Annotated in this window: 14 protein-coding genes; 10 read left to right on the forward strand and 4 right to left on the reverse strand. The window is 71.0% G+C overall.

What is annotated here, in order from left to right; translation table 11 throughout:
* Positions 1-181: 181 nt before the first annotated feature.
* From ACI2K4_RS07120 to serA, 4 genes are all read left to right on the forward strand, one after another.
* Positions 182-2185, forward strand: coding sequence for an acetolactate synthase large subunit (locus ACI2K4_RS07120; protein WP_404509463.1), 2004 nt, complete (start codon positions 182-184; stop codon positions 2183-2185).
* Between the two features lie 13 nt (positions 2186-2198).
* Positions 2199-2714, forward strand: coding sequence for an acetolactate synthase small subunit (ilvN, locus tag ACI2K4_RS07125; protein WP_404509464.1), 516 nt, complete (start codon positions 2199-2201; stop codon positions 2712-2714).
* A 42-nt stretch (positions 2715-2756) separates the two neighbouring features.
* On the forward strand, positions 2757-3770 hold the full coding sequence (gene ilvC / locus ACI2K4_RS07130) for a ketol-acid reductoisomerase (RefSeq protein ID WP_404509465.1): 1014 nt from the start codon (positions 2757-2759) through the stop codon (positions 3768-3770).
* 273 nt (positions 3771-4043) lie between these two features.
* Complete coding sequence (gene serA, locus ACI2K4_RS07135; protein WP_404509466.1) at positions 4044-5642, forward strand: phosphoglycerate dehydrogenase; 1599 nt, start codon at positions 4044-4046, stop codon at positions 5640-5642.
* Between the two features lie 58 nt (positions 5643-5700).
* Here serA and ACI2K4_RS07140 read toward each other — a convergent pair whose 3' ends face one another.
* Entirely contained in the window at positions 5701-6054 is a 354-nt protein-coding gene (locus tag ACI2K4_RS07140) for a hypothetical protein (protein WP_404509467.1), read from the reverse strand.
* 351 nt (positions 6055-6405) lie between these two features.
* Positions 6406-7341: an FAD:protein FMN transferase gene (locus tag ACI2K4_RS07145; RefSeq protein WP_404509468.1), complete on the reverse strand. Its 936-nt coding sequence runs from the start codon at positions 7339-7341 to the stop codon at positions 6406-6408.
* A 222-nt stretch (positions 7342-7563) separates the two neighbouring features.
* Between ACI2K4_RS07145 and ACI2K4_RS07150 the strand changes: the two genes are divergently transcribed.
* Positions 7564-8595, forward strand: a complete 1032-nt coding sequence (locus ACI2K4_RS07150; protein WP_404510287.1) for a 3-isopropylmalate dehydrogenase — start codon at positions 7564-7566, stop codon at positions 8593-8595.
* Between the two features lie 491 nt (positions 8596-9086).
* Positions 9087-10184 carry a branched-chain amino acid aminotransferase gene (locus ACI2K4_RS07155; protein WP_404509469.1) on the forward strand — a complete coding sequence of 366 codons (1098 nt, stop codon included), beginning with the start codon at positions 9087-9089 and terminating at the stop codon, positions 10182-10184.
* A 127-nt stretch (positions 10185-10311) separates the two neighbouring features.
* On the opposite strand, the gene ACI2K4_RS07160 is transcribed toward ACI2K4_RS07155, so the two are convergent.
* Positions 10312-11052, reverse strand: coding sequence for a tyrosine-protein phosphatase (locus ACI2K4_RS07160; RefSeq protein ID WP_404509470.1), 741 nt, complete (start codon positions 11050-11052; stop codon positions 10312-10314).
* A 211-nt stretch (positions 11053-11263) separates the two neighbouring features.
* The gene (locus ACI2K4_RS07165) at positions 11264-11734 is read right to left on the reverse strand and encodes a PRC-barrel domain containing protein (protein ID WP_404510288.1); all 471 of its coding nucleotides are present in this window, start codon (positions 11732-11734) and stop codon (positions 11264-11266) included.
* A gap of 519 nt (positions 11735-12253) precedes the next feature.
* Between ACI2K4_RS07165 and cimA the strand changes: the two genes are divergently transcribed.
* From cimA to ACI2K4_RS07185, 4 genes are all read left to right on the forward strand, one after another.
* The gene (gene cimA, locus ACI2K4_RS07170) at positions 12254-13846 is read left to right on the forward strand and encodes a citramalate synthase (protein WP_404509471.1); all 1593 of its coding nucleotides are present in this window, start codon (positions 12254-12256) and stop codon (positions 13844-13846) included.
* A gap of 152 nt (positions 13847-13998) precedes the next feature.
* Positions 13999-15051 carry an AAA family ATPase gene (locus tag ACI2K4_RS07175; RefSeq protein ID WP_404509473.1) on the forward strand — a complete coding sequence of 351 codons (1053 nt, stop codon included), beginning with the start codon at positions 13999-14001 and terminating at the stop codon, positions 15049-15051.
* 13 nt (positions 15052-15064) lie between these two features.
* A complete protein-coding gene (locus tag ACI2K4_RS07180; RefSeq protein ID WP_404509474.1) occupies positions 15065-16084 on the forward strand; it encodes a DUF58 domain-containing protein in 1020 nt (339 codons plus the stop codon).
* Complete coding sequence (locus ACI2K4_RS07185; RefSeq protein WP_404509476.1) at positions 16081-17040, forward strand: VWA domain-containing protein; 960 nt, start codon at positions 16081-16083, stop codon at positions 17038-17040. Before ACI2K4_RS07180 ends, ACI2K4_RS07185 begins: the two co-directional genes overlap by 4 nt.
* Positions 17041-17169: the final 129 nt, after the last annotated feature.

Below are 17169 nucleotides of genomic sequence, written 5' to 3' on the forward strand. Positions count from 1 at the left end.
TTCGAGTACTTACCTGAGCGCACTCTCGATCCAGAGAGTGCGCTGGCCCCGTGCATCTGCACGAGGGCCGTTTTTATTGGCCGTCTCCCAGTCATCGAGACGGGGTTTCCTCACCGGGCGGGCTTCCCCCGCAACGCTCCAACCCAGACAACACCGATCTGAGTTAAAGGCCTGAATCGCTATGACGAGACCCACGCCAGAGACACTCGCCCACACCGCGCGTCGAAGTCGGCAGGGCGCAGAGGTGGTAGCCGACCCCGCCGAGCAGCTCGGCCGCCGTACCCGTGGCGGCGGTGTCGACGGCGGCCCGGCCGACCAGGTCGCCCGTCGGCCCCGCCCGGCCGCTGACTCCGGCGACGCCACGCCGGCCCTGCTCCCGGGTGCCGTTCCGGGTCCCGCCCGGGTCGTGGCGCCGGTGCCGGTCACCGGTGCGCAGTCGCTGGTCCGGTCGATGGAGGCGCTCGGCGTAGACGTGGCGTTCGGCATCCCCGGCGGCGCGATCCTGCCCGCGTACGACCCGCTCTACGACTCGTCCGTACGGCACATCCTGGTCCGTCACGAACAGGGCGCCGGCCACGCGGCCACCGGGTACGCGCAGGCCACCGGCAAGGTCGGGGTCTGCATCGCGACCTCCGGCCCGGGTGCCACCAACCTGGTCACCCCGATCGCCGACGCCTACATGGACTCGGTGCCGATGGTCGCGATCACCGGCCAGGTGGCCCGCCCCTCGATCGGCTCGGACGCGTTCCAGGAAGCCGACATCCAGGGCATCACGCTGCCGATCACCAAGCACAACTTCCTGGTCCAGACGGCCGAGGAGATCCCGAGGGTGCTGGCCGAGGCGTTCCACCTCGCCTCGACCGGCCGTCCCGGCCCGGTCCTGGTGGACATCCCCAAGGACGTGCTCCAGGCGCAGACCACCTTCTCCTGGCCGCCCGTGCTCGACCTGCCCGGCTACCGGCCGACCCTGCACCCGCACGGCAAGCAGATCCGTGAGGCGGCCCGGCTGATCGCCAACGCCCGCCGGCCGGTGCTCTACGTCGGCGGCGGTGTGCTGAAGGCCGGCGCCACCGAGGGGCTGCTCCGGCTGGCCGAGCTGACCGGCATCCCGGTGGTGACCACGCTGATGGCTCGGGGCGCCTTCCCCGACTCGCACCCGCAGCACCTCGGCATGCCCGGCATGCACGGCTCGGTCGCCGCCGTGTACGGCCTCCAGAAGGCGGACCTGATCGTGGCGCTCGGCGCCCGGTTCGACGACCGGGTGACCGGCAAGCTGGACTCGTTCGCCCCCGGCGCAGCGGTTGTGCACGCCGACATCGACCCGGCCGAGATCGGCAAGAACCGGGCGGTCGACGTGCCGATCGTCGGTGACGCCCGGCACGTGATCGACGAGCTGATCGACGCGGTGCGCAACGCCACCGCCGGGGAGCGCCAGCCCGCCGTGGGCGGTCGGTCGGGCCCCGGCGACCGGAGCGAGTGGTGGGCGACCCTCGACGAGCTGCGCCAGCGCTACCCGCTCGGTTACGACGAGCCCTCCGACGGCACCCTCGCCCCGCAGTACGTGATCAAGCGGCTGGGCGAGCTGGCCGGTCCGGACGCGATCTACGTCGCCGGTGTCGGCCAGCACCAGATGTGGGCGTCGCAGTTCATCTCGTACGAGAAGCCGAACACCTGGCTCAACTCCGGCGGCCTGGGCACCATGGGCTACGCGGTGCCGGCGGCGATGGGCGCCAAGGTGGGGCGGCCGGAGGCGATGGTCTGGGCGGTGGACGGCGACGGCTGCTTCCAGATGACCAACCAGGAGCTGGCCACCTGCGCGCTGGAGGGCATCCCGATCAAGGTCGCCCTGATCAACAACGGCAACCTCGGCATGGTCCGGCAGTGGCAGACGCTCTTCTACGGCGAGCGTTACTCCAACACCGACCTGGGCACCCACAAGCACCGGATCCCGGACTTCGTGAAGCTGGCCGAGGCGCTCGGCTGCATCGGGCTGCGCTGCGAGAACGCCGCCGACGTCGACAAGACGATCGAGGCGGCGATGGCGATCAACGACGCGCCCGTCGTGATCGACTTCGTGGTGGGCAAGGACGCCATGGTCTGGCCGATGGTCGCGGCCGGCACCAGCAACGACGAGATCATGTTCGCCCGGGGCGTCCGCCCCGCCTTCGACGACGACGACCTGTGAAGCGGAGTACGAGATGACCATGCACACGCTCTCCGTGCTGGTGGAGAACAAGCCCGGTGTGCTCGCCCGGGTGGGTGGACTCTTCTCCCGCCGTGGCTTCAACATCGACTCGCTCGCGGTCGGCGAGACCGAGAACCCGGACGTCTCCCGCATCACGATCGTCGTCAACGCCGACTCCTCACCCCTGGAGCAGGTCACCAAGCAGCTCAACAAGCTGGTCAACGTACTGAAGATCGTCGAGCTGGACCCGTCCGTCTCGGTCGCCCGTGAACTGCTGCTGGTCAAGGTGCGGGCCGACCGGGCCGCCCGGGCGCAGGTGCTGGAGACGGTGAACCTTTTCCGGGCCCGGGTCGTCGACGTCGCGCCGGACACCCTCACCATCGAGGCGACCGGCACCCCGGACAAACTGGATGCGCTGCTGCGCGATCTGGAGCCGTTCGGAATCAAGGAAATGGTGCAGTCCGGACTGGTGGCGATCGGGCGCGGCTCGCGTTCGATCACCACCGGGTCGGCGTTGCGTGCCGCTTAGGACCGGTGGCCCGGCCATCGGGCGCCGCACGAAAGGGAAGTCATGAGCATCGAGATTTACTACGACGACGACGCGGACCTGGGCCTGATCCAGTCCAAGAAGGTCGCGGTGTTGGGTTACGGCAGCCAGGGGCACGCGCACGCGCTCTCCCTGCGCGATTCCGGCGTCGACGTCGTGATCGGTCTGCCGGAGGGTTCGAAGAGCCGGGTCAAGGCCGAGGAGCAGGGCCTGCGGGTGCTCACCCCGGCCCAGGCGTCGGCCGAGGCCGACGTGATCATGGTGCTCGCGCCGGACACCACCCAGCGCACCCTCTACACCGAGGCGATCGAGCCGAACCTGACCGCCGGCAAGGCGCTCTTCTTCGGCCACGGCCTGAACATCCGGTACGGCTTCATCACGCCTCCGGCGAACGTGGACGTGTTGATGGTGGCGCCGAAGGGTCCGGGTCACCTGGTCCGCCGGCAGTACGTCGACGGCAAGGGCGTTCCGGTGCTGGTCGCGGTGGAGCAGGATGCCAGCGGCAACGGGCTGGCGCTGGCGCTGTCGTACGCGAAGGGGATCGGTGGCACCCGGGCGGGCGCGATCCGGACCACCTTCAAGGAGGAGACGGAGACCGACCTCTTCGGCGAGCAGGCGGTGCTCTGCGGTGGCGCGTCCGCGCTGGTGCAGACCGGGTTCGAGGTGCTGACCGAGGCGGGTTACGCGCCGGAGATCGCGTACTTCGAGTGCCTGCACGAGTTGAAGCTGATCGTCGACCTGATGTACGAGGGCGGGATCGCCCGGATGCGTTACAGCGTCTCGGACACCGCCGAGTACGGCGACTACTCCCGTGGTCCGAGGGTGGTCGACTCCCGGGTCAAGGACGAGATGCGCAAGATCCTGGCCGAGGTGCAGTCGGGTGAGTTCGCTCGTGAGTGGATCGCCGAGGACGACGCCGGCCGCCCGAACTTCAACAAGTGGCGCTCCGAGGGTGCGACGCACCCGATCGAGGAGACCGGCAAGAAGCTGCGCGGCATGATGAGCTGGGTCGACCGCCCGCTCACCGAAACGGCCTGATTCTCTCCGGTCGGACCGGGCGCGGGCTGCGCTGTAAGGAAGGGCCCCTTATTAACGCATAGCGTTAATAAGGGGCCCTTCCTTACAGCGCTGTGTCTTTTCTGGTGGTGACGGGGTGTGGGGCCTACGATCGCGGTTAGTCGATGCATCCGCACCGTACGCCCAGTACACGGGGGACGACCACCGCACCGTACGACCATCGCCGGCGCAGCGTAGGGGCGCAGAGCGGCACCCCTGTCGCCACAGCCGTCCGCTCTGACGACAAGAGGACGCATGAAGCCTGTCGTACTGATCGCCGAGGAACTCGCCCCCGCCGCCGTCGACGTGCTCGCTCACGAGTTCGACGTACGCCACGTCGACGGCACCGACCGTCCCGTCCTGCTCAGCGCACTCGCCGAGGCCCACGCGGTGATCGTGCGCAGCGCCACCCAGATCGACGCGGAGGCGGTCGCCGCCGCGCCCCGGCTGCGGGTGGTCGCCCGGGCCGGGGTCGGACTGGACAACGTCGAGGTGCCCGCCGCCACCGCCCGGGGCGTGATGGTCGTGAACGCGCCCACCTCGAACATCGTCTCCGCCGCCGAGCAGGCGATAGCGCTGCTGCTGGCGGTCGCCCGGAACACCGCCAGCGCGAGCGCGGCGCTGAAGGCGGGGGAGTGGAAGCGGTCCAGGTACACCGGGGTGGAGATCCAGGGCAAGACCGTCGGGGTGGTCGGGCTCGGCCGGATCGGCGTCCTCTTCGCCGCCCGGATGGCGGCCTTCGGCACGAAGCTGATCGCGTACGACCCGTACATCCAGCCGGCGCGGGCGGCCCAGCTCGGGGTCCGGTTGGTGACGTTGGAGGAGTTGCTGCGGGAGAGCGACTTTGTCTCCATCCATCTGCCGAAGACGCCGGAGACGGTGGGGCTGATCGGCGAGAAGGAACTGGCGATGGTCAAGCCCGGTGTCCGGATCGTCAACGCGGCGCGGGGTGGCCTGGTCGACGAGCAGGCGTTGGCGGACGCGATCGCCGAGGGCCGCGTCGCCGGGGCCGGCATCGACGTCTACGGCAAGGAACCGTGTACGGCGTCGCCGCTGTTCGCGTTCGACAGCGTGGTGGCCACCCCGCACCTCGGCGCGTCCACCGTCGAGGCGCAGGACAAGGCGGGTCTCGCGGTGGCGCGCAGTGTCTCCCTGGCATTGCGCGGCGAGTTCGTCCCGGACGCGGTGAACGTGCAGGCGGGCGGGGTGGTGGCGGAGGACGTACGGCCGTTGCTGCCGCTGGCCGAGAAGCTCGGCCGGGTCTTCACGGCGGTCGCGGGCGGAATCGCGGCGAGCGTGACGATCGAGGTACGCGGGGAGGTCGTCGCGCACGACGTGTCGGTGCTCAAGCTCGCCGCCACCAAGGGGCTGTTCGCCTCGGTGGTGGAGGAGCAGGTGACGTACGTCAACGCCCCGCACCTCGCCGCCGCCCGCGGGGTGGAGGTCCGGTTGACCACCCACACCGAGACGATCGACCACCCGAACCTGGTCACGCTCGCCGGTGTGCTGCCCGACGGCCGTCCGGTCAGCGTCTCCGGCACGGTGACCAGCACCGGCACCCGGGATGTCTTCCGGCTCACCGAGGTCGACGGGTTCGACCTGGAGCTGACCGCCGAGGGCATCCTGCTCTTCTTCCGGTACGCCGACCGGCCGGGCGTGGTCGGCCTGGTCGGTTCGATCCTGGGCGAGGCCGGGGTGAACATCGCCGCGATGCAGGTGGCGCGGCGGGAGGCCGGTGGCGAGGCGCTGATGACGTTGACCGTCGACTCCGCCCTCGACGCGGAGCTGCTCGGCTCGGCGGCCGGCTCGATCGGCGCGGTCGCGGCGAGCGCCGCCGACCTGCGCGAGGAGTGACGGGGAGAAACCGCTGATAAGCCCGCCGGGGCTCGGCCGGTAGCCGAGCCCCGGCGGGTCAGCGAACCGCCGTCGGCGGTGGATAGACCGAACCGTCCTGGGGATCGAAGAGCAGCAGGCCGTGCTCGCCGGCCAACCGCTCGATCAGGAGGAGTACCTCGTCGTCGCAGCTCGGACTCAGTCTCATCTCGACATGGTCCGCCGCGATGTGCAGCGGGACCACCTCCCATGGCGAGGCGGGAGCGGCGACCCCGTCCGGGTAACGCGCGATGACGGCCCGGTAGAACCCGGCCACCCTCGGCTGCGGCGCACCCCGGACGTGCTGGCCCTGCCGGCACCGCGCATGGGCCGCCCGCACATCCGCTGACGAGGCCCCGTGTCCCAGGGCCCACACAACCAGATCGAAACTCACGGTGGTACAGGGTGCCATCCGGCGTTCACCAATTCGTGCGTACCCCGGCCGACGCGCGGTGCATATCCTCGTACGACGCGTCGTGCACGCGGCCTTGCGGCGAGTTGCGTCGATTGGCTAGGTTCCATACTGGATACCCGGTGAGTTCCCCAGGCGTGGACTCGTCTTCGGGTGATGAGCGCGCGTCGACCAACCGGGTAACCGGCACACCCCGTGTACGCGAGCCACGCGTACTCGTCGCTGGCCGGCCCCCACGATCGTTGCCGAGACCGTGGGGGCCGTTCGCGGCGTCGCTCTATCCCGTACCCGATGGGGGTTTGTGGACGCGGGCCCGCAGCGGCGGTCGCGGCCTCAGGCCGGAGCGCCGGCCTGCCGGGGCACGGCCATCAGCGCCCGGTAACCGGTGCCGGTGGGGAACCAGTCGAGCCCGGCCGGACCGGCGGCGTAGAGCGCGGTCGCGTAGCCGTCGGCGACCGCGAGCTCGGGTCCGGTGACCGTGGTGGCGAGTAGCTGCCGGGCCGGTTGACCGGTGTGCGGGTCCACCACGTGGTCGTGCCGGCCGGCGACGCCGGAGCTGCCGATCGCGCCACCGGTCATCTCCAGGGTCAGCGGTGCCCGTTGGCCGCCGACCGGGTGCGGCCGGTTGATCGGGTAGCGCCCCTCGTTCGGGCGGGTCCCGACGATCGGGTGGTGCACCTCGACCCGCCACGGCCCGCCGTGCGGTGCGTGTCCGGAGACCACCAGGTCACCACCGCTGAGCACGGCGTAGTCCTCGCCGCCGGCCGCCCGCAGCCGGGCCGCCGCCCGTTCCACCGCCCAGCCCTTGAGCAGGCCGCCGGGGTCGAAACCGCCCGGTACGGCCCAGGCGTCGAACCACCCGTCGGTGGCCGCCCGCATCGCCGCGCACCGGTCCACCAGGTCGGCCAGGGGCGGGTACGCGTCGGCCGAGATCTCGCCCCGCCGCAGCCGGGAGACCAGGCTCTCCGGTCGGGCCGGGCTGTAGGTCAGGTCGATCGCCCGCAGTTCGGCCACCGCGTCCCGGATCGCCTCGCCCAGCCCTCGCCGGCCCCACCAGGTCGGCCCGTTGAGCAGCAAGGTGTACTCGGCGATGGAGGTGCGTACGCTGTGCCGGGCCACGACCCGGTCGGCGCGGGTGGTGGCCAGTCCGGGGCCGGGACGGCCGGGTAGGCCGGGGTGGGGTCCGCCGCCGAGCCGGAGATCGGGTGGTGCCGGGCGATCCTCCGCCCAACGGTGACGATCGGTCCGGCTGCGCTCACTGATCGGCATTTCCCGCCCCCTCCGCGACCGGTTCCGAACCGGGCGGTCGCGAGCCCGCCTTTCGGGCCACCCGAGCACCATAAGCAGCCAAGATGTCCGTCTCATGGGTGTCGGCTGAGAGTGTCCTGAGCGTTTCGCCATCCCGAATGGTAGGACCGGCGTACCGGGAAACGAGACGGGGCCTTAACGTTTCCTAGACAGAGCAAGAGGCGAAGGGGTTGTGACGTGTCGGTGGCGCGGATCGCGGTGGTGGCCGGTGACGGTATCGGACCGGAGGTGGTCGCACAGGCGCTGAAGGTTGTCGACGCCGTGCTGCCCGGCGTGGAGACCACCGAATACGACCTCGGCGCGGCCCGTTACCACCGGACCGGCGAGGTGCTGCCGGATTCGGTGCTGGCCGAACTCGCCCAGCACGACGCGATCCTGCTCGGCGCCGTGGGTGACCCCAGCGTGCCGCCGGGCGTGCTCGAACGCGGGCTCCTGCTCAAGCTCCGCTTCGACTTCGACCAGTACGTCAACCTCCGCCCGTCCCGGCTCTGGCCCGGCACGGTCAGCCCGCTGGCCACGGTCAAGCCGGGCGAGATCGACCTGGTGGTGGTCCGCGAGGGCACCGAGGGGCTCTACGCCGGTGCCGGCGGCGCGCTGCACCGGGACACCCCGGCCGAGGTCGCCACCGAGGAGAGCCTGAACACCCGGCACGGGGTGGAGCGGGTGATCCGGGACGCCTTCGCCCGCGCCCAGCGGCGCGAGCGGCGCAAGGTCACCCTGGTCCACAAGACCAACGTGCTCACCCACGCCGGCTCCCTCTGGGCCCGGGCCTTCGCGGCGGTCGCCGCCGAACACCCGGACGTGGAGACCGAGTACCAGCACGTGGACGCGGCGGCGATGTTCCTGGTCACCCAACCCCAGCGGTACGACGTACTGGTGACCGACAACCTCTTCGGTGACATCCTCACCGACATCGCGGCGGCGGTCAGCGGCGGCATCGGAACCGCAGCCAGTGGCAGCATCAACCCCGAACGGACCTACCCGTCCATGTTCGAGCCGGTGCACGGCTCCGCGCCGGACATCGCCGGCCAGGGGATCGCCGACCCGGCGGCGGCGGTACTCTCCGCCGCCCTGCTGCTCGACCATCTCGGGCACGCCGACGCGTCCACCCGAGTAACCGAGGCGGTCGCGGCCGAACTCGCCGCCCGTACCCCGGGCGCTCCGCTGCGTACCGCCGATGTCGGCGACCGGCTCGCCGCCCACGCGGCCGGCTGAGTCGCGCCCTCCTGCCGGGAGTGCCCGTGATCGGTCGCTCCACCGGCCGACGCTCCGGCTCGTTCCATCCTGGTCGGCGTCCCGTTTCCCGGGTTCCGGGCCGCTGGTCCGTTCCTTCAGTCTCGGGTCGCCGGTCGGTTCCCCCGGTCCTGGTCGCTGGCCGGTTCCTTTCGGTCCCGGGGCGCTGGCCGGGTTCCTCTTGGTCCTGGGGCGCTAATCCGTTCCGATGGTTCTGGACGGCGTCCGGGCCTCGCTCTGGACGGCGTCCGGGCCAGTCCCTGTTGTCGTCCCTGCCTTCCGTCCTGGTTGGCGTCCGTCCGGTGGTCGCGGGGCGGGCGCCGGCATTGCCGAGCGTGATCGTCTCGGGCTCGTCGAGCTTCGATGGGCCGACCGGACACTCCCGTTGAACGAGCGTTCGGGGTAAGTTTCTTGGACCAGTCTCTCTTCCGGCACGCGCCGTCCGTGTGCCGTACCCCATGGAGGTCAGCGCGATGAGCGGTGGTGACAAGCTCGATTTCGAGATCCGTCCGAATCCCCGGCCGGTATCCGCCACCGAGCGGGCCGCGCTGATGGCGAACCCCGGATTCGGTCGGGTCTTCACCGACCACATGGTCACGATCCGCTACGCCGAGGGCAAGGGTTGGTACGACGCCCGGGTCGAGGCCCGGGGTCCGATCCCGATGGACCCGGCGACCGCGGCCCTGCACTACGCGCAGGAGATCTTCGAGGGGTTGAAGGCGTACCACACGGCCGACGGCGGCGTGACCCTGTTCCGGCCCGAGGCCAACGCCGAGCGGTTCGTCGAGTCGGCCCGCCGGATGGCGATGCCCGCACTGCCGCCACAGGTCTTCCTCGACTCCCTGCACCATCTGATCGAGATCGACCGGGAGTGGATCCCGACCGCCGACGACGGCACGCTCTACCTGCGCCCGTTCATGTTCGCCAGCGAGGTCTTCCTCGGCGTCCGCCCGGCCAACGAGTACCTCTACGTGGTGATCGCCTCGCCGGTCGGGTCGTACTTCTCCGGCGGGGTCAAGCCGGTCAACGTCTGGGTCTCGCCGACGTACACCCGGGCGGCACCGGGCGGCACCGGCGCGGCCAAGTGCGGCGGCAACTACGCCTCCTCGCTGGTGGCCCAGGCCGAGGCGGCCGAGCACGACTGCGAGCAGGTGGTCTTCCTCGACGCGGTCGAGCGGCGCTACGTCGACGAACTCGGCGGGATGAACATCTTCTTCGTGTACGACGACGGCGCCCTGGTCACCCCGCCGCTGACCGGCACGATCCTGCCCGGCATCACCCGCGACTCGGTGCTGACCCTGGCCCGCGAGGAGGGCCGGACCGTGGTCGAGCGGCCGGTGAGCTTCGACGAGTGGCGGGCCGACGCGGCCAGCGGCAAACTGCGGGAGGTCTTCGCCTGCGGCACCGCGGCCGTGATCACCCCGATCGGCCAGGTGCGGTTCCCGGAGGGCGAGTTCACCATCGCCGACGGCAATCCGGGCGAGGTCACCACCGCCCTGCGCCAGCGCCTGGTCGACCTTCAGCGTGGCCGTACCGCCGACCCCAACAACTGGGTCCACCACATCAGCTGACCACGCGGCCCGCCGCCCGCCGCTGCCGTCCCCGCCCCGGTTTTCGCCGCTGATCATGAAGTTGTCGCCTGGGTTCTGCACTCGGAACTGCGACAACTTCATGATCTGTGAGTGGGGTGGGGTGGGGTCAGTTGAGGAGGTGGGTGCGGAGGGTGGTCAGTTGCGGCTGGGTCAGGCCGGCGTCGAGGAGGTAGTTCTCGACCGAGCGGTGCTGGTGACGTAGCTCGGCGAGGAAGAGCATCATCGCCTCGGCCGGGGACGAGTAGTACGGGCGCGGAAGCGGGGTCTCGCGCGGCAGTTGGGTGATGATCCAGGCCCGGAACCGCTCCGACGCCCCGGTGCTCAGGGCGTAGTCGGCGGCGATGTCCTCGTCACTCACGCCGAGCAGCGACAGGGTCAGCGCGCAGACCACCCCGGTCCGGTCCTTCCCGGCGACGCAGTGCACCACCACCGGGGCTGTCTCCTCGTCCGCGATCGCCCCGACCGCCCGCGCGATGCCGGCGGCACCGGTCTCGGCCAGGTCCCGGTAGCGGTTGGCCAGGTAGCGGGCCACCCCGAGATCCTCCTCGTACGGCACCTCGTCCCAGTCCCGGTGCTCCGGGTGGATGTGCAGGTACGTCAACCCGTCGTATGCCGGCACCCGGCCGTCCCGGGTGACCTCGTGCGGGCGGCGCAGGTCGATGACGGTCCGGATGCCCAACTCGGCGAAGACAGCCTGGTCGGTGTCCTCGATCCGGTGCAGGGAGTCCGAGCGGTAGAGCCGGCGCCAGCGCACCGTACGGCCGTCGAGTCCGGCGTATCCGCCGACGTCACGGAAGTTGAAGATGCTGGCGAAGGCGGTGCCGCGGCTGACCGGGGATGCGTCCATGGCGCCCACGATATCCGCCCGCCGCGGCGGTGCACCGCCTCGAATATCCGGCCGGGGGACGGGCGTTAACAAGGGGCCCTTCCTCTACCGAATCCGATAACAAGGGGCCCTTCCTTACTTGGGAGGGCGGGGCCGCCGGGAGTGGTCCCGGCGGCCCCGCCCTCGTGCCCGGCCCCGCCGTCAGGCGGTCAGAGTGGCCGGTCCGGTCCGGTCAGAGCGGCCGGTCCGGGGGTAGCGGCGGCGTGCCCGGGAGTCCGTACATGCCGCCGTAGTAGCCACCGATCTTGTCCAGGTAGACCGGATCGGTGTGGTCGGGATCGGCGTACTCGGGAGCGGCCTTGATCTGGGCCTTGTCCCGGTCCACGTAGACCTTGCGGTCGTCGTGGTCGACGTGGTTGACCACGCCGGCCGGCAGCATGACCTTCTTGCCGAAGATCCAGGGGCCGGTGTCGACCACCAGGAAACTGGCGTCGACCTCGTAGTTGGCGCGGTCGATCTTGCCGATGCCGCCATCGGTCGCCTCCACGTGGTAGCCGACCAGATCCGCGCCGGTCACGCCGGCGTCGTCCCGGTAGCGCCACGGCTGGAACGAGCCGTCCGACCCGTACGCGCCCGGCGGGAGGGGCGTGTCCGTCGACCGGTGGCTCTCCGCTGACGAGGAGCCGTGGGGCTCCGCCGAGATGGGATCGCCGGTCGCCGCCGAGGCTGAGCCGGTCCACTCGTCGGGGCCTCGACGAGTGGTCGGGTCCAGCGCCTGGTCCGGTGTTGGTGTCGGCCTCGGCTCCGGCGTCCGGAACGGGATCGGTTCCGGGTTCTGGTCCGGGGTCGGCTGAGGATCGAGCCGGTTCATGGCTGTCACTCCTCTGTTCGTCCTCGACTTCGCTGTCCCGGATGCTGCTACCCAGAGTCGCCGGAACGTACACCTACCGCCCAGGCGGGCGGTTTCGCCCGTACCTTGTCGAGCTGTCCGGCACCGGCGGTACGTGACCCCACCGTCCCGGGATATGGATTTTCCCTCCCGAATTCCGGTCGGGAGTGGCAGAGTACCGACCGTGACCCACCACGTACTCGTTATTTGCGACTAGCGCGCCGGCAACCCCTCACGCCGAGCGCGCAGACCTCCCGCATCAGCGGGGGGTCATTTTGTTTGTCCGGCGGTGGGCCGCTGGTCGGACGGACGTGCTGCTGCGAAAGGACTCAGATGGCTTACCAGGTCTTCGACACGACGCTGCGCGACGGTGCCCAGCGTGAGGGGATCAGCTACTCCGTGGTCGACAAGCTGGCCGTGGCCCGGCTGCTCGACGAGTTCGGCGTCGGCTTCATCGAGGGCGGCTGGCCGGGGGCGATGCCCAAGGACACCGAGTTCTTCCGCCGCGCCCGTACCGATCTCAAACTGCGTCACGCCATCCTGGTCGCGTTCGGCGCCACCCGTAAGGCCGGTCTGGGGGTCGCCGACGACCCGCAGGTGCGCGCCCTGCTCGACGCCGAGACACCTGCGGTCTGTCTGGTCGCCAAGTCCGACATCCGGCACGTCGAGCGGGCGCTGCGGACCAGCGCCGAGGAGAACCTCGCCATGGTCCGGGACAGCGTCGCCCACCTGGTGGCCGAGGGACGCCGGGTCTTCCTCGACTGCGAGCACTTCTTCGACGGCTTCCGCCACGACCCCGCGTACACCGCCTCGGTGGTGGAGACCGCGCTCGCCGCCGGGGCCGAGCGGGTGGTCATGTGCGACACCAACGGCGGCATGCTCCCGTCCCAGATCACCGCCGCCATCGGCGCGCTCACCGACCGGCTGGGCATCGGTGCGGGGCTGCTCGGCATCCACTGCCAGAACGACACCGGCTGCGCGGTGGCCAACACCGTGGCGGCGGTCGAGGCGGGCGTCGAGCACTTCCAGTGCACCGCGAACGGGTACGGCGAGCGCCCCGGCAACGCCGACCTGTTCACGGTCGTCGGCAACCTGCAACTCAAGCTCGGGCTGCCGGTCCTACCGGACGGCTGCCTGGAACAGATGGTGCGCGTCTCGCACGCCATCACGGAGATCGCCAACATCGCCCCCGACACCCACCAGGCCTACGTCGGGGCGGCCGCCTTCGCCCACAAGGCGGGGCTGCACGCGAGTGCGATCAAGGTGGATCCGGTGCTCTACAACCACGTGGAGCCGAGTGTGGTCGGCAACGACATGCGGATCCTGGTGACCGAGATGGCCGGCCGGGCCAGCATCGAGCTGAAGAGTCGTGAGCTCGGGATCGACCTGGCCGGCCACCCGGAGGCGCTGTCCCGGGTGACCAAGCGGGTCAAGGAGTTGGAGGCCGGCGGCTGGTCCTTCGAGGCCGCCGACGCCTCGTTCGAGCTGCTGGTCCGCTCCGAGCTGCCGGGGCAGGACGTGCCCCGGCCGTTCGCGCTGGAGTCGTACCGGGTGCTGGTCGAGCACCGGGAGGACGGCTCGGTGGTCTCCGAGGCGACGGTCAAGATCCGGGTACGGGGTGAGCGGGTGATCGCCACCGCCGAGGGCAACGGTCCGGTGAACGCCCTGGACGAGGCGCTGCGGGTGGGACTGACCCGGCACTACCCGCAGCTGCGTACGTTCGAGCTGGCCGACTACAAGGTGCGCATCCTGGAGGGGAGCCACGGCACCGGCGCCGTCACCCGGGTACTGGTCGAGACGACCGGTGACCGGGGCCGGGACTGGACCACGGTCGGCGTACACAACAACGTGGTCGAGGCGAGCTGGCACGCCCTGGTCGACGCGCTGACGTACGGCGTCTCCCGTACCGCCCCCGCCGAGGTGTAAGGAGCGTAAGGAAGGGCCCCTTATTAACGCTATGCGTTAATAAGGGGCCCTTCCTTACACTTGAGGCGGTGTGCGGACGGGGCGGGGCGACCCCGCTCGGGTGAAGCCGGTCCTTACATGTTTGCCCGGCCGCTGGCGGGGAAGCTTGCACCGTGACGGACATGTCGGACACCTTGGCCAGTGGGCCCAGGCCGGTCGAGACAACGTCGACCGGCCCCGAGCTTGAACAGACCCTGTTTGAGGTCAAACGGGTGATCGTCGGTCAGGACCGCCTGGTCGAGCGGCTGCTCACCGCGTTGCTGGCGGACGGGCACTGCCTGCTCGAAGGCGTACCCGGGGTGGCGAAGACCCTGGCCGCGCAGACGCTGGCGACCGCCGTCGGCGGCACCTTCTCCCGGATCCAGTTCACCCCGGACCTGGTGCCCTCGGACATCGTGGGGACCAGGATCTACCGGGCGTCCAAGGAGAGCTTCGACGTCGAGCTGGGACCGGTGATGGCGAACCTGGTGCTCGCCGACGAGATCAACCGGGCCCCGGCCAAGGTCCAGTCGGCGCTGCTCGAGGCGATGGCCGAGCGGCAGGTCACCATCGGCGGCAACAGCTACCCGGTGCCGGAGCCGTTCCTGGTGCTGGCCACCCAGAACCCGATCGAGTCCGAGGGCGTCTACCAGCTACCGGAGGCGCAACGCGACCGGTTCCTGATGAAGGTGACCGTCGACTATCCGAGCGACGTCGACGAACTGGCCATCCTCTACCGGATGAGCGCCGACAAGCCGCGCGCCCGGCGGGTGCTGGACCCACAGCGGCTGCGCGCGTTGCAGCATCGCGCCTCCCAGGTCTTCGTCCACCACGCGCTCGCCGAGTACGTGGTCCGGCTGATCCTGGCCACCCGCAACCCCGGTCGGTTCGGGTTGCAGGACGTGGCGCCGCTGCTCGCGTACGGGGCGAGCCCGCGCGCCACCCTCGGCCTGGTCGCCGCCGCACGGGCCCAGGCGCTGATCCGGGGTCGCGACTACGTGCTGCCGGAGGACATCCGGGAACTGGCGGTGGACGTCATCTCGCACCGGCTGGTGCTCTCCTTCGACGCGGTCGCCGACGGCATCCCGGCCGAGGCGGTGGTCCGGCGGCTGGTCGAGGCGGTCCCGCCGCCCCGGATCGCGCCGGCCCGCCGCGACGACCGACCCGCCGGCCTGGCCGCCGCATGACCGGGACGACGCGGTGACCGGGCCGCACCCGGACGAGCCGACCCCGGGGTACGCGACGCTGGGCGAACTCGCGCCGGAGGCTCGGCTGCGCCGGTTGGAACTGGCCGTCAACCGCCGGTTGGACGGGATGCTGCACGGTCAGTACCTCGGCCTGCTGCCCGGACCGGGTTCGGAGTGTGCCGGCAGCCGGGAGTACCGGCCCGGCGAGGACGAGGTGCGCCGGATGGACTGGGCGGTCACCGCCCGGACCACCCTGCCGCACGTACGCGAGGTGGACGCGGACCGGGAACTGACCACCTGGCTGCTGGTCGACTCCACCCCGAGCATGGACTTCGGCACCGCCGAGGTGGAGAAACGGGAACTCGCCGTGGCAGCCGCCGCCGCCGTCGGGTTCCTCACGCAGGGGTCCGGCAACCGGCTCGGCGCGCACCTGCTCGGTCCGGAGGGAGTCCGCCGCTTTCCGGCCCGTACCGGTCGTACCCATCTGTTGAGCCTGTTGCGGACCATGCTGGCGGCGCCCCGGGGCGCCGACGGGGCCCGCCCGCCGTCGCTCGCCGACGCGATCGCCGCGCTGAACTCGGCCACCCCGCGCCGGGGGCTGGCGGTGGTCGTCTCCGACCTGCTCGACGGGCTGCCGGACGCCGACACCGGCGAGCCGACCTGGGAGCGACCGCTGCGCCGGCTGGCCGCCCGGCACCAGGTGCTCGTGGTCGAGGTGACCGACCCGCGCGAACTCGAACTGCCCGACGTCGGGGTGATCACGTTCGTCGACCCGGAGGGCGGGCAGCGCCGCGAGGTGTCCACCGGTGACCGGCGGGTACGGCAGCGCTTCGCCGAGGCCGCCGCCGCCCAGCGGCAACTGGTCGCCGGGGCGGTACGCCGTACCGGCGCCGCGCACCTGCAGTTGCGTACGGACCGGGACTGGATCGCCGACATCGCCCGCCATGTCCAGTCCCGCCGACGGCTGGCCAGGTCGGGCGCACCGACCCGGCGACCGGCGGCGACCGTGGTGGGACCGGGGGGTGGACGGTGACCTGGCAGTCTCCCGAACGACTGTGGCTGCTCGCCGGCGTGCTGGCGGTCGCCGTCGGCTACGTGCTGATGCAACGGCGACGCAGCCGGTACGCGGTCCGCTTCACCAACCTGCGCCTGCTCGACCGGGTGGCGCCGAAGCGACCGGCCTGGCGCCGGCACGTACCGGCGAGCCTCTTCCTGGCCATGCTCGCGCTGCTGGTGGTCGGGTTCGCCCGCCCGTCGGCCGAGGTACGCGTACCGCGCGAGCGGGCCACGGTGATGGTCGCGGTCGACGTGTCGACCTCGATGCTCGCCACCGACGTCGAGCCGGACCGGCTGGCGGCGGCGAAGGTGGCGGCGCACAAGTTCGCCGACGCGCTGCCGGACGAGTTCAACGTCGGGCTGGTCGCCTTCGCCGGCAGCGCCGCCGTACTGGTGCCGCCCGGCACCGACCGGGACGCCCTGCACCTGGGCATCAAACGGCTCGCCGAGGGGAGCACCGGGGTCCAGGGGACCGCCATCGGCGAGGCGATCAGCACCTCGCTCGAAGCGGTCCAGACGCTCGACTCGCAGGCCGCCCAGGAGCCGCCGCCGGCCCGGATCGTGCTCCTCTCCGACGGGGCGAACACCTCCGGTCGGGACCCGATGACGGCGGCGGACGACGCGACAAAACTGAAGGTGCCGGTGCACACCATCTCGTTCGGCACCGCCGCCGGCTACATCGACCGGGGCGGTCGGCCGATCCGGGTGCCGGTCGACGGGCAGACCCTGCGCACGGTGGCGGAGGAGACCGGCGGTGAGTTCCACGAGGCCGGGACCAGCGCCGAACTGCGGGCCGTCTACGAGGACATCGGTACGTCGGTCGGCTACCGGATGGAGCAGCAGGACGTGTCGGCCCGCTTCATCGGGGTGGGTCTGCTGCTCGCCCTCGGCGCGGCGGCCGGCTCCACACTCTGGTTCTCCCGACTCCCCTGAGGTGTAAGGAAGGGCCCCTTGTTAACGCTATTCGTTATGAAGGGCCCCCTCCTAACGCTTCTGGGGGCGGGCGGCGGGCGGTACGGGTACGGCCAGTGGGATGGGTGGGTAGGGGAGCGAGCGACCAGA

This window comes from Micromonospora sp. NPDC050397 (assembly GCF_044901685.1).
In the GTDB taxonomy this organism is placed as follows: domain Bacteria; phylum Actinomycetota; class Actinomycetes; order Mycobacteriales; family Micromonosporaceae; genus Micromonospora_G.

What these genes read in the sequence shown, in the direction of transcription:
- cimA (WP_404509471.1), top strand. Translation starts at nt 12,254, where the DNA reads ATGGCTTACCAGGTCTTCGACACGACGCTGCGCGACGGTGCCCAGCGT.
- ACI2K4_RS07160 (WP_404509470.1), bottom strand. Translation starts at nt 11,052, where the DNA reads ATGGACGCATCCCCGGTCAGCCGCGGCACCGCCTTCGCCAGCATCTTC.
- ACI2K4_RS07120 (WP_404509463.1), top strand. Translation starts at nt 182, where the DNA reads ATGACGAGACCCACGCCAGAGACACTCGCCCACACCGCGCGTCGAAGT.
- ACI2K4_RS07155 (WP_404509469.1), top strand. Translation starts at nt 9,087, where the DNA reads ATGAGCGGTGGTGACAAGCTCGATTTCGAGATCCGTCCGAATCCCCGG.
- ilvC (WP_404509465.1), top strand. Translation starts at nt 2,757, where the DNA reads ATGAGCATCGAGATTTACTACGACGACGACGCGGACCTGGGCCTGATC.
- ilvN (WP_404509464.1), top strand. Translation starts at nt 2,199, where the DNA reads ATGACCATGCACACGCTCTCCGTGCTGGTGGAGAACAAGCCCGGTGTG.
- ACI2K4_RS07145 (WP_404509468.1), bottom strand. Translation starts at nt 7,341, where the DNA reads ATGCCGATCAGTGAGCGCAGCCGGACCGATCGTCACCGTTGGGCGGAG.
- serA (WP_404509466.1), top strand. Translation starts at nt 4,044, where the DNA reads ATGAAGCCTGTCGTACTGATCGCCGAGGAACTCGCCCCCGCCGCCGTC.